General features: G+C 64.0%; 14 protein-coding genes and 1 tRNA gene. 8 read left to right on the top strand and 7 right to left on the bottom strand.

Going from position 1 to position 11,573, the window contains the following annotated elements; translation table 11 throughout:
- The first annotated feature begins 61 nt into the window (after positions 1-61).
- The 7 genes from rpmJ (at position 62) to FSY59_RS14685 (ending at position 3,446) form a co-directional block, all read left to right on the top strand.
- Positions 62-175: a 50S ribosomal protein L36 gene (gene rpmJ, locus FSY59_RS14715; protein WP_003050535.1), complete on the top strand. Its 114-nt coding sequence runs from the start codon at positions 62-64 to the stop codon at positions 173-175.
- A gap of 22 nt (positions 176-197) precedes the next feature.
- Positions 198-563 carry a 30S ribosomal protein S13 gene (gene rpsM / locus FSY59_RS14710; protein WP_003050537.1) on the top strand — a complete coding sequence of 122 codons (366 nt, stop codon included), beginning with the start codon at positions 198-200 and terminating at the stop codon, positions 561-563.
- Positions 564-580: 17 nt separating this feature from the next.
- A complete protein-coding gene (rpsK, locus tag FSY59_RS14705) occupies positions 581-985 on the top strand; it encodes a 30S ribosomal protein S11 (RefSeq protein WP_003050538.1) in 405 nt (134 codons plus the stop codon).
- Between the two features lie 90 nt (positions 986-1,075).
- Positions 1,076-1,699: a 30S ribosomal protein S4 gene (gene rpsD, locus FSY59_RS14700; protein WP_003050540.1), complete on the top strand. Its 624-nt coding sequence runs from the start codon at positions 1,076-1,078 to the stop codon at positions 1,697-1,699.
- A 111-nt stretch (positions 1,700-1,810) separates the two neighbouring features.
- On the top strand, positions 1,811-2,809 hold the full coding sequence (gene rpoA / locus FSY59_RS14695; RefSeq protein ID WP_003050542.1) for a DNA-directed RNA polymerase subunit alpha: 999 nt from the start codon (positions 1,811-1,813) through the stop codon (positions 2,807-2,809).
- A gap of 136 nt (positions 2,810-2,945) precedes the next feature.
- Complete coding sequence (rplQ, locus tag FSY59_RS14690) at positions 2,946-3,329, top strand: 50S ribosomal protein L17 (protein ID WP_003050544.1); 384 nt, start codon at positions 2,946-2,948, stop codon at positions 3,327-3,329.
- Between the two features lie 40 nt (positions 3,330-3,369).
- Positions 3,370-3,446: transfer RNA gene (locus FSY59_RS14685), tRNA-Met, on the top strand.
- Positions 3,447-3,530: 84 nt separating this feature from the next.
- Here the strand turns inward: FSY59_RS14685 and FSY59_RS14680 are convergent.
- Positions 3,531-3,848 carry a hypothetical protein gene (locus FSY59_RS14680; RefSeq protein WP_003050546.1) on the bottom strand — a complete coding sequence of 106 codons (318 nt, stop codon included), beginning with the start codon at positions 3,846-3,848 and terminating at the stop codon, positions 3,531-3,533.
- Positions 3,849-4,112: 264 nt separating this feature from the next.
- Here FSY59_RS14680 and FSY59_RS14675 point away from each other — a divergent pair, with 264 nt between their 5' ends.
- A complete protein-coding gene (locus FSY59_RS14675) occupies positions 4,113-5,618 on the top strand; it encodes a DASS family sodium-coupled anion symporter (protein ID WP_003050548.1) in 1,506 nt (501 codons plus the stop codon).
- Between the two features lie 9 nt (positions 5,619-5,627).
- Here the strand turns inward: FSY59_RS14675 and FSY59_RS14670 are convergent, their stop codons facing one another.
- From FSY59_RS14670 to FSY59_RS14645, 6 genes are read right to left on the bottom strand one after another with little or no spacing between them, the layout of a single operon-like run.
- Entirely contained in the window at positions 5,628-6,218 is a 591-nt protein-coding gene (locus FSY59_RS14670; RefSeq protein WP_003050550.1) for an alkylhydroperoxidase domain protein, read from the bottom strand.
- Complete coding sequence (locus FSY59_RS14665) at positions 6,215-6,910, bottom strand: CMD domain protein (RefSeq protein ID WP_043375507.1); 696 nt, start codon at positions 6,908-6,910, stop codon at positions 6,215-6,217. The genes FSY59_RS14670 and FSY59_RS14665 overlap by 4 nt, the downstream gene beginning before the upstream one ends.
- Positions 6,907-8,025, bottom strand: coding sequence for a putative FMN-dependent luciferase-like monooxygenase (locus tag FSY59_RS14660; protein WP_148729214.1), 1,119 nt, complete (start codon positions 8,023-8,025; stop codon positions 6,907-6,909). Before FSY59_RS14660 ends, FSY59_RS14665 begins: the two co-directional genes overlap by 4 nt.
- Entirely contained in the window at positions 8,006-9,691 is a 1,686-nt protein-coding gene (locus FSY59_RS14655; protein WP_148729213.1) for an ABC transporter ATP-binding protein, read from the bottom strand. The genes FSY59_RS14660 and FSY59_RS14655 overlap by 20 nt, the downstream gene beginning before the upstream one ends.
- Complete coding sequence (locus FSY59_RS14650) at positions 9,688-10,626, bottom strand: ABC transporter permease (protein ID WP_148729212.1); 939 nt, start codon at positions 10,624-10,626, stop codon at positions 9,688-9,690. The genes FSY59_RS14655 and FSY59_RS14650 overlap by 4 nt, the downstream gene beginning before the upstream one ends.
- Positions 10,623-11,570 carry an ABC transporter permease gene (locus tag FSY59_RS14645; protein ID WP_148729211.1) on the bottom strand — a complete coding sequence of 316 codons (948 nt, stop codon included), beginning with the start codon at positions 11,568-11,570 and terminating at the stop codon, positions 10,623-10,625. Before FSY59_RS14645 ends, FSY59_RS14650 begins: the two co-directional genes overlap by 4 nt.
- Positions 11,571-11,573 lie beyond the last annotated feature (3 nt).

The following is an 11,573-nucleotide window of genomic DNA, read 5'->3' as shown; positions in this document are numbered from 1 at the left end:
TCGCGGGCATTGTTTCCCGGTCGATAGGCCGATAGTGGATGGAAAGTTTTAGGAGAAAAGAATGAGAGTTTCGGCTTCGGTCAAGAAAATCTGCCGTAACTGCAAGATCATCCGCCGCAAAGGTGTTGTGCGCGTGATCTGCACTGACCAGCGCCACAAGCAGCGCCAAGGTTGATTGAAAGCATTAGAGGACTAATATGGCACGTATTGCTGGCATTAACATCCCGCCGCACAAGCATGCTGAAATCGGCCTGACTGCCATCTTTGGCATCGGTCGCACTACAGCTCGCAAAATCTGCGAAGCATGCGGTATCGAGTATTCCAAGAAGGTCAAGGACCTGACGGACGCTGATCTGGAAAAGATCCGTGACTTCCTGAATCCCATGACTCTGGAAGGTGATCTGCGTCGCGAAACCACCATGAACATCAAGCGTTTGATGGACATCGGTTGCTACCGCGGTTTCCGTCATCGTCGCGGCCTGCCCATGCGCGGTCAACGTACCCGCACGAACGCCCGTACTCGCAAGGGTCCGCGCAAGGGTGCAGCGGCTCTGAAGAAATAAGAGATTGAAAGATCATTATGGCTAAGTCTCCCGCAAACAACGCAGCTGCTCGCGTTCGCAAGAAGGTCCGTAAGAATATTTCTGACGGTATCGCGCACGTGCACGCTTCGTTCAACAACACGATCATCACCATCACCGACCGTCAAGGCAACGCTCTGTCGTGGGCTTCGTCGGGTGGCCAGGGCTTCAAGGGTTCGCGTAAGTCGACTCCCTTTGCTGCTCAGGTTGCTTCGGAAGTGGCCGGTCGTGCTGCTATCGAACAGGGCATCAAGAACCTGGAAGTCGAAATCAAGGGTCCCGGTCCTGGCCGTGAATCCTCGGTTCGCGCCCTGGGTGCTCTGGGTATCCGCATCACTTCCATTTCGGACGTGACACCGGTTCCCCACAACGGCTGCCGCCCTCAAAAGCGTCGTCGTATCTAATTTTTTTATCAAGCCCACCGCCGCCCAGGTGCATTTGCATCGCGGGCGGCTCCCGTGTTTGCGCACGGTAGATGACACAAAGGAAATCAAGTGGCACGCTATATTGGCCCCAAGGCAAAACTCTCCCGCCGCGAAGGCACCGATCTGTTCCTGAAGAGCGCTCGTCGCTCCATCGCAGACAAGGCTAAGTTCGACACCAAGCCTGGTCAGCATGGCCGCACTTCCGGTCAGCGCACTTCGGACTACGGTCTGCAACTGCGCGAAAAGCAGAAGGTCAAGCGCATGTACGGCGTGCTGGAGAAGCAATTCCGCCGCTACTTCGAAGCAGCTGACCGCAAGCGTGGCAACACTGGTGCCAACCTGCTGTCCCTGCTGGAATCGCGTCTGGACAACGTTGTGTACCGCATGGGCTTCGGCTCCACTCGTGCTGAGGCACGTCAGCTGGTGTCGCACAAGGCTATCACCGTGAACGGCCAGTCCGTGAACATTCCTTCCTACTCCGTGAAGGAAGGCGACGTGGTTGCCCTGCGTGAAAAGTCCAAGAAGCAAGCTCGCGTGGTCGAGGCTCTGCAACTGGCTGCTCAAGTGGGCTTCCCCGCATGGGTGGAAGTGTCTGCTGACAAGGCAGAAGGTACTTTCAAGAAGTCTCCTGACCGCGATGAATTCGCAGCTGACATCAACGAATCCCTGATCGTTGAGTTGTACTCGCGTTAATCTTTAGCAGCGACATTTCTGTAACCGTCCCCACGGCGCGAGGCATCGCGCCGTGGGTGCTTCACCAGCCTTACCGGTGTAACGAGCCGAGGGTATTGAGAGGAAGTCTGCATGCAAACGAATTTGCTGAAGCCCAAGACAATCAATGTCGAGCAACTTGGTCACAACCGTGCCAAGGTTGTTCTGGAGCCGTTTGAGCGTGGCTACGGTCATACGCTGGGCAATGCCCTGCGCCGTGTTCTGCTCTCCTCCATGGTGGGTTACGCAGCGACGGAAGTGACGATTGCTGGAGTGCTGCATGAGTACTCCTCCATCGACGGTGTCCAGGAAGATGTGACGAACATCCTGCTGAACCTCAAGGGTGTGGTGTTCAAGCTGCACAATCGTGACGAAGTCACCCTGAGCCTGCGCAAGGATGGCGAAGGTGTTGTCACTGCCCGTGACATTCAGACCCCCCACGACGTAGAAATCGTCAACCCTGATCATGTGATCGCCCATCTGTCGCAAGGCGGCAAGCTGGACATGCAGATCAAGGTGGAAAAGGGCCGCGGCTATGTGCCCGGCAACGTGCGCCGCTACGGTGACGAATCGACCAAGTCGATCGGCCGTATCGTGCTCGACGCTTCGTTCTCGCCCGTCAAGCGCGTGAGCTACGCTGTCGAATCCGCACGTGTGGAACAGCGTACCGATCTGGACAAGCTGGTTCTGGAAATCGAAACCAACGGTGCCATCACCGCTGAAGACGCAGTGCGCGCATCCGCCAAGATCCTGGTGGAGCAGCTGGCAGTGTTTGCCCAGCTCGACGGTGGCGATATCGCCAGCGTGTTCGACGCTCCTGCCGGTGGCCGCGGTGCTGCCACCTCGTTCGATCCCATCCTGCTGCGTCCCGTGGACGAGCTCGAGCTCACCGTACGTTCTGCCAACTGCCTCAAGGCAGAGAACATTTACTACATCGGTGACCTCATCCAGCGTACCGAAAACGAGCTGCTCAAGACTCCCAACCTGGGTCGTAAGTCGCTCAACGAGATCAAGGAAGTTCTGGCTTCCCGCGGTCTGACGCTGGGCATGAAGCTCGAGAACTGGCCACCAGCTGGCCTGGAAAAGCGTTAATCGCTACAATAGAGGACTTTGCTGAAATCGATCGGTTTTGGCAAAGTCCAAGTGCCTCGGGCAGTACCTGATACGGCTGCCTGATTTAATTTAGAAAAGATCTCCGGATAAAAACGGGGAGCAAAGGAAAAGCACCATGCGTCACGGCAACGGCCTCCGCAAACTGAACCGCACTTCTGCACACCGCAAGGCAATGCTGCAGAACATGATGAACTCGCTGATCGAGCACGAAGCCATCAAGACCACGGTCCCCAAGGCCAAGGAACTGCGTCGCGTCATCGAGCCCATGATCACTCTGGCCAAGGTTGACACCGTGGCTAACCGCCGTCTGGCTTTTGACCGTCTGCGCGACCGCGACAGCGTGACCAAGCTGTTCAACGTGCTGGGTCCCCGCAACGCTCAGCGTCCTGGCGGCTACACACGTATCCTGAAGATGGGCTTCCGCGTGGGCGACAACGCTCCCATGGCCTATGTGGAACTGGTTGAGCGCGCTGAAGAAGCCGCTGCAGCAGCTGAATAAGCCCGAGCGGGCTGAAAAGCCTGCTATAATTTGGAAATACCGCGCGATGGAGCAGTCTGGTAGCTCGTTGGGCTCATAACCCAAAGGTCGGAGGTTCAAATCCTTCTCGCGCAACCAAATTGAAAAAGGTCACGACAATGTCGTGACCTTTTTTTTGTCCATTTTCTCCATGGGCCAGAAGGCTGCACCCGCCTCAACTCGTCATGCCCCTGACTGTGTGCCTGAGCGACGGCGCAGGTGCTCGCGTACGCGGTCGGCGATCACCTGGGCGATTTCCGGGCTCAGCACCTCGCTGATATGCAGCACTTCGGTGTAGTGCAGATAGAGCAGACCGCGCAAGGTCCGGAATGCCGTCTCATGTGTGGCCCCGCAGATGCTGGCATCGTTGGCCAGCACACGCTCCACGGCTCCAGGCTCAAGCAGCCGGATCTTGCAGATAGCTGCCTGATGCAGGATCTCCAGGTCTATTTCCTCAAGGCGGTTTTCCCATTCATCGGGCAAGAATCGGTTCGCTGGCATATAGGGTGGCTCTCCTGCTCAATCCATGGACATCTCAGACCCGGATGCTGGCATACCCTGGGCCAGGCCGTCGGTTTTGCTTCTACAAGTCTTGATGCTTATCAAATGCCGACAAGGTGAACGTCGGCCTGGGGACAAGGCCGTGCGGCACTGCATCATGATGCCAGTCTGCGACCTGAGCACCAATGCCCGTCCGTGTCTCCTGAATTTCTCCGAGCTGAGGTATGGTGTCTCGATGCGCTACAGGTAAAGAAAAGGACTTGTATGTTCGAGAAAATCGTCTCGATGTTCCGCTACTTCAAAGCAGCCGTGCCGTTTCGGCTGGTGCCTGCACTGATTGCCACCCTGGTGCTGATCGGTCTGCTGCTGACACCGGTGCCGGCCGGGCTGGATACCAAGGCATGGCAACTGGTGGCCATCTTTCTGACGACCATCGTGGCGATCATTCTCAAGGTCATGCCCATAGGTGTGATGGCTCTGATGGCGATTGTCATCGTGTCGCTGTCCCAGGTCACTTCCAGCTCATCCAAGGGCGCGATCACGGATGCGCTGAGCAGCTTTGCAAACCCCCTGATCTGGCTGATCGTGGTGGCGGTTCTGATCTCGCGCGGCCTCAAGAAGACGGGGCTCGGCAACCGCATCGGTCTGCTGTTCATTGCGCTGCTGGGCAAGCGCACCATAGGCATAGGTTACGGACTTGCGATCTGCGAGCTGGTGCTGGCCCCATTCACGCCCAGCAACACGGCGCGTGGCGGCGGCATCGTGCATCCGATCATGAAGTCCATTGCCAACGCCTTCGAGTCGGACCCGGCCAAGGGAACCCAGGGCAAGGTCGGGACCTATCTGGCACTGGTCAACTACCACTCCAACCCGATCACCTCGGCCATGTTCCTGACCGCGACGGCGCCCAATCCTCTGGTTGTGGACCTGGTGGCCAAGGCCACGGGCCAGTCCCTGCACCTGAGCTGGACAAGCTGGGCGCTGTACATGCTGCTGCCAGGCCTGCTGTGTCTGCTGCTGATGCCGCTGGCGGTCTATCTGCTGTCGCCTCCCGAGCTCAAGGCCACGCCCAATGCCGTGGAGTACGCTCGTGCCGAGATGACCCGCATGGGGCCGCTGTCGGGCAAGGAGCGTGTCATGCTGGGAACCTTCGGCATGATGCTGCTGCTATGGGCCAATGTGCCGCAGATGCTGTTCGGTCCGGCCTTCACGCTGGACCCGACCGTGGTGGCGTTTCTCGGCCTGTTCGCCCTGATCATCACAGGCACCATCGACTGGGATGATGTGCTGTCCGAGAAAAGTGCCTGGGACACCCTGATCTGGTTCGGTGCCCTGGTGATGCTGGCCGAGCAGCTCAACAGACTGGGGGTGGTCGCCTGGTTTGCCGAGGGCCTGAAGAATGCCATCGTCGCCAGCGGCCTGGACTGGCTGCCTGTGGCTGCCATTCTGGTGGGCGTCTTCGTCTTCTCGCACTATCTGTTTGCCAGCACCACCGCCCATATCAGCGCCATGATGCTGGCCTTTCTGACCGTGGGTGCGCAACTGATCCCCGCCGACTACGTCGTGCCCTTCATGCTGATGATGACGGCCGGCTCGGCCATCATGATGACGCTGACGCACTACGCGACCGGAACATCGCCCATCATCTTCGGCAGTGGCTATGTGACTCTGGGCGTCTGGTGGCGCGTAGGTGCTGCCATGTGCGTGCTGGAGCTGCTGATCTTCGCTGTCGTCGGCGCTGCCTGGTGGAAGTTGCTGGGGCTGTGGTGACCTACGTCCTCAGGTCGCCGTATGTAGGGGCTCGCCCAGCGACAGCATGAGCCGGTTGGCCCAGTTGAAGAAAGCCGTGCCGTGAAGCGCATCGGAGATGGCGGCGTCGTCGAGCCCGGCGGCGCGCAGCGCATCGATATGACTGGATTCCAGCGCGGGCGGCGTCTGCGTCAAGGCCACGGCGGCGGCGACGATGGCATTCCAGCGCGGACCCAGATCGCTGCCCGGGCCTTCATCGAGCAGGCGCTGCACATCGGCGGCGCGTTGCGAGAAATGTGTGGCAAAGCGCGCATGTACCGAAGCGCAGTAGATGCAGCCATTGGTGCGTGAGGTTGCAGCAGCTGCCAGCTCGCGCTCGGCACGCGCAAGCCCCGCGTCGGGGTTGTAGAAGATGTCCTTGTCGGTGCGCGTGCGTGCTCCCAGCGTGTCGGGGTCGCGCGCCAGCAGCCGGAAATAGGGTGAACGCGCGCGCGCCGCATCCACCAGTCCCGCATGGTGGCGCTCGCTCAGCTCGCTCTCCTGCAGCGGAGCTATCCATGGCTGCCAGTCTAGCTGTTCCTGGGTGAAGACCTGGGGGGAGGTGTTGTGCGTGGTGGTCATGGCTGGGCTTGCAGGGCGAGGGTGGGAGATGCCGTGGTGACTGCAGCTCGTGCGCCAAGCACGCGCAGCCCCGCCACGAGGCGGATCTGGAAGGACAGGAAAGAGGCGAGCTGGGACAGGATGACGATATCGGTCTCGCTCCAGCCGGCCTGCTGCAGCGCCAGCAAGGTCTGGGCACTCGCATCGCGTGGGTGGTAGGCCAGCAGATGGGCATGGGCCAGCGCGGCGCTCAGGCGTGGGCCCAGCAAAGCCGCATGCGCCGGGTCCACGGCGTAGCTGGGGCCGCTCTGGTCCTCGCGGCTCAAGGGGCCGGGCGGATAGATCCCGTAGGGGCCGTGCGGGCCGCTGCCGGCCTGCAGGCTGGCAGCGCGCCCGCGCACCACTTCCGAGCTCACGGCATCGGCCAGATCGGCATCCTCGGCCGCCAGGGCGCGTGTGTAGAAGGCCGTGCTGCGAGGCTCGCCATGCAGGCCTGCCGTGAAGGCGGCCAGCGTCAGGCGCTCGCGCAGGGAGACGGTTCCTGCAACGGGCTCGGCGGGGGTGAACAGCGCGGCAAAGCTTTGCTGGGCCTGGGTGCGAGCCTCGCTGCGGTGGCGGCGCACCTGATCCAGTGTGCTGCCGGCAGCGATATCGGCGAGATGGTCGATCACATCTTCGGGAAAGCGGGTCTGTGCGGTATTGCTCATCGTCATGCGGTTTGAAGCAGTTCGGTCCGGACTTGGGGTTGGAAAGCGCCGGTGGGGGCCTCGCTGCGGCGCCAGCCCAGAGCCGGCGCGACGACGGCTGCCGTCAGCTCGATGGAGCGCAGAATGGCCTGGTGCGGCGGGTCGATGGAGTGGACCTGGAACACGATGTCGCTGGCTTGCGCCAGCGCCGTGTCGGCGCGCAGCGAGGCGATCACCTCCTCGGGTGTGCCCACATGCACGTCATAGGCTTCAATGAGCTGCTGCAGCGGCGCCTGCGGATCGACGCGCGTTGCCCATTGCGTGGACGCGGATGAGGTCAGGGCCGCATGACGCTGGGCCGAACGGCGCAGGCCGGCCTCGGCCCATTGCAGTGCCTGGGCGCGCTTGTCGGACACGAGCAGGGTGCGCGATGCCAGGATGCGTGGCGCGCGTCCTGCGGGCAGGGCCGCGAGATAGGCCTCGATGATGGGGTTCTGTATCTCGGACAGCGTGGCCCGGGGGCGGCCTTCGGGTCGGGGCTGGGTGCGCGAGAGCATCAAGCCGTCCCCGTTGGCGCCGGCGCGTGCCCCGCCCTCGACCGAGAACGTGGCCTGCCAGACGCGTTCCAGCAACTGCGGGGCTGCGGGGTACAGGCGCACGCCGCCTGCCAGCTCGCGCCCGGCCCAGGCATCCCTCAGCACGGCGAAGTTGCGCGCAAAGACTGCGCCGCGCTCGCTGCCTGTGACACCGAAGGCCTCGAAGGACTCCGCCGTGCCGCCCGTGCCCAGGCCCACTTCGAGGCGGCCGTCCGACAGCAGGTCCAGCACGGCCGCATCCTCGGCCACGCGCAGCGCGTTTTCCAGCGGCAGCGTGACCACGCCCGTGCCCAGGCGTATGCGCCGCGTGCGGGCCGCGACATGCGAGAGAAAGACAAAGGGCGAGGGCAGGCCGCCCTCGCTTGCGTGGAAATGATGCTGGGCGATCCAGGCCGAGTCGAAGCCCTGGGCTTCGGCATGGGCGATCTGCTCGGTGACAAGGCGGTAGCGTTCGCCGGCCGGTACTTCATCGAGCAGGCGGCTGAAGAAGCCCAGGCGCGGTGCCGGGCGCACGCGAGCAAGAGTGTCAGGCGGGGTGGGGGACAAAATCAATGCTCCTTTTGCCGGGAATGGCGTCCATAAGTTCGCGCGTGTAGTCGCTGGTGGGGCGCAGGAACACGTCTTCGACGCGGCCCGCGTCCACCACCTTGCCTGCGCGCAGCACCGACACCGTGTCGGCGATCTGGCGCACCACGGCAAGGTCGTGCGAGATGAAGAGATAGCTCAGGCCCAGGTCCTGTTGCAGCTGTGCGAGCAGGGCGAGGATCTGGGCCTGCACGGTCACGTCCAGGGCCGAAACGGCCTCGTCCAGCACCACCACCTCCGGTTGCAGCACCAGGGCGCGTGCAATCGCCACGCGCTGGCGCTGGCCGCCCGAGAGCGCATGCGGGCGCCGTTCGAGCACGGCGGCCGGCAGGCCCACGCGCTCGAGCATGTCAAGCACGCGCTGGCGGCGTTCCTGGGGCTGCAGCGGCTCGAAGTTGAGCAGCGGCTCCTCGATGATGTCGAAGACACGCTGGCGCGGGTCCAGCGAGCTGAACGGGTTCTGGTAGACCAGCTGGACCTTGCGCCGCAGCTGGCGCAGGGCCTCGCCGCGCAGGCCTGTGAGTTCGGCGCCGGCGATGCGGATGCGTCCCGATGTAGGGCGCCCCAGGCCCACGATGTCGCGTATGGTCGTGGTCTTGCCCGAGCCCGACTCGCCGACGATGGCATGCGTGGAGCCACGGCGCAGGCGCAGCGACACGCCGTCCACGGCGCGGAAAACGCCGCGCCCCTGGCCGGGGGTATGGAAGTCGTGGATCAGGTCCTCGACCTCGATGGCCCAGTCTTGGGCAGCGGCCGCCGCCGATGGCGCAGTGCGACGAGGCGCGGGCGTGAGAGAGGGAGCGTTGGACAGCAAGCGGCGCGTATAGGCGCTTTGCGGATTGCGCAGAAGCTCCAGTGTCGGGCCTTGTTCCTGGATGCGCCCGTCCTGCATGACGATGAGGCGATGCGCGCGGTCGGCCGCCACGCCCAGGTCGTGGGTGACCAGCAGCACAGCGGTGCCGGTTTCGCGGCGCAGCTCGTCGATCAGATCCAGGATGCGCCGCTGCACAGTGACATCCAGCGCGCTGGTGGGTTCGTCGGCGATGATCAGCGCAGGCCGCAGCGCGATGGCGATGGCGATCAGCACGCGCTGGCGCATGCCGCCCGACAGCTCGTGCGGATACTGACGCGCCCGCAGGGCGGGCTGGGACAGGCCCACGCGTGTCAGCAGGTCGATCACGCGCGCCTCGATGGCGGAGCGGCCGTGCAGGCCGTGAATGCGCAGGATTTCGCCGACTTGGTCGCCCACGGTGCGCACGGGGTTGAGCGAGGTGGTCGGATCCTGGGGCACCAGGCTGAGCACGCGGCCACGAATGCTGTTCCAACGCGCAGCACTCCAGTCCGAGACCTCGGTGCCCTGCAGCCGGATGCTGCCTTGCTCGCGGCGCCCGTTGTCGGCGAGCAGGCCGATCACGGCCTGGGCCGTGGTGGTCTTTCCCGAGCCCGATTCGCCGACCAGGGCCACGACCTCGCCGGGTGCCACGGAAAACGACAGGCCGTGGACCACGCGCTGCTCCTGGCCGCTGTGGTCGCGGTAGGCGATGACCAGGTCCTGGACCTCAAGCAGCGGGGCTGTGGTTGCAGCAGGGATTGCCGTGGCGGGGCGGTCTTGCAGCAGGGCGCTCATGCCGGCCTCCGTGCGAAGGAGGCGCCGATGCGGTTGGCCGCCAGCACCACTGCCACCACGACCAGGCCCGGAGCCGTGGTCAGCCACCAGGCGGTAGCGATGTAGTTGCGCCCTTCGGCGATCAGCAGACCCCATTCGGGCGTGGGCGGCGGCGCGCCGTAGCCCAGAAAGCCCAGTGTGGAAATCGACAGGATGGCCGAGCCGAACTGCAGTGCGGCCAGGGCCACCACCGAGGTCAGCGAATTGGGCAGCACATGGCGCCACAGCACGGCGGCAAAGCGTCCGCCGCTGCCGAAGGCCGCCTCCACATAGTCGGAGCGCCGCACGCGTACCACTTCGGAGCGCACCAGGCGCGCGAAGCCGGCCACGGATGCCACCCCCACGGCGATGGCCGCATTGATGGTGCCAAAGCCCAGCAGGATGATGATGGTCAGCGACAGCAGCAGCGAGGGAACGGCCAGCAGCACGTCGACGAGGCGCATCAGCGCATCATCGACGCGGCCGCCCGCGGCACCGGCCAGCAGGCCGATCAGCGTGCCCGCCACCAGGCCCACGGCCACGGCCAGGAAAGCGCCCGACAAGGAGTGCACCGAGCCATGCACCACGCGGGCCCAGAGATCACGCCCCAGCGCATCCGTGCCAAGCCAGTGCGCGAGACCGGGCTCCAGCAACTGCTGGCCGGCCTGGCCGACGACGGGGTTCTGATGGGCAAACCAGCCCGGAACCAGGGCCCACAGCGCGGCGGCGGCAATCACCAGCCAGGCAAGGGCCAGCGTGGGCGGCAGGCGCCTGAGCCTTTGCAGGTCGATCAGGATGGGGCGCAGGCTTTTTACGGCCGGTGCCGGTGCCGGCGGGGGCGTCAGCCTGGGCGCTGCGGTCGAGGTGACGCCGGATGCCAGCGGCTCGGGAATGGCGGTCGAGACGGCGGTGTTCATGCCCGGTTCTCCACAGAATGACGCAAACGGGGATCGAGCAGCGGGTAGAGCAGGTCCACGGCGAGGTTGATGAGCACGAAGGCGGCGGCCGAGACCACGACCACGGCCTGGAGCACAGCCGTGTCCTGGTTGCCCACGGCCTGCTGGGTCAGCGTGCCCAGGCCGTTGAGACCGAACACGGCCTCGGTGACCACGGCACCGGCGAGCAGCTCGCCGAACAGCACGCCGGCAATCGTCAAGGTCGGCAGCAAGGCATTGCGCGCCACATGGTGCAGCAGTACCCAGGCGCGAGAAGCACCCTTGGCGCGCGCCACGGCCACAAAGGGCTGGGCCAGCACGGTGTCGATATTGCGCAGCAGGATCTGGGCCAGTGGCGCCGAAATGGGGACGGCCAGCGTAAGCGTGGGAAGGACCAGGCCTTCCCAGGGGCCGGGATTGATGACGGGAATCCATCCCAGACGGAAGGACAGGATCTGGATCAGCATGATGCCCAGCCAGAAAACCGGCACGGAGACGAAGACCGAGGGCAGGGCTTGCAGGGCATTTCGCAGCCAGGCCAGCGGCGCGAGGCTGGCTGCGGCCGCCAGAGCGATGGCCAGCAGCGCTGCCGTGGAAAAGCCCAGGGCCGCCAGGCGCAGCGTGGGCGGCAGACTGGTGGCCAGGCCCTGGCTCACGGGCACGCCGGCCTGCAGCGAGTAGCCGAAATGGCCCGTGAGGAACTGAGCCAGCGTGTGCAGGTATTGCTGCCAGACGGGCTGGTCGGCGCCATAGGCGGCGCGGATGTCAGCGATCTCCTGCGGGCCCAGTCCCAGCTCGGGGTTCAGGAACTTGATCAGCACGGCGTCGCCCGGCAGCAGCTGCAGCAGGATGAAAGAGGCCGTGAAGGCCGCCCACAGCACCAGGGCGGCCTGTGCGATGCGGCCAAGCAGATAGCGGCGTGGCATGGG

It is taken from the genome of Comamonas sp. Z3 (genome assembly GCF_008121565.1).
GTDB classification, from domain to species: Bacteria; Pseudomonadota; Gammaproteobacteria; order Burkholderiales; family Burkholderiaceae_C; genus Comamonas; species Comamonas brasiliensis.
This window is presented reverse-complemented; position numbering and strand designations above follow the sequence as displayed.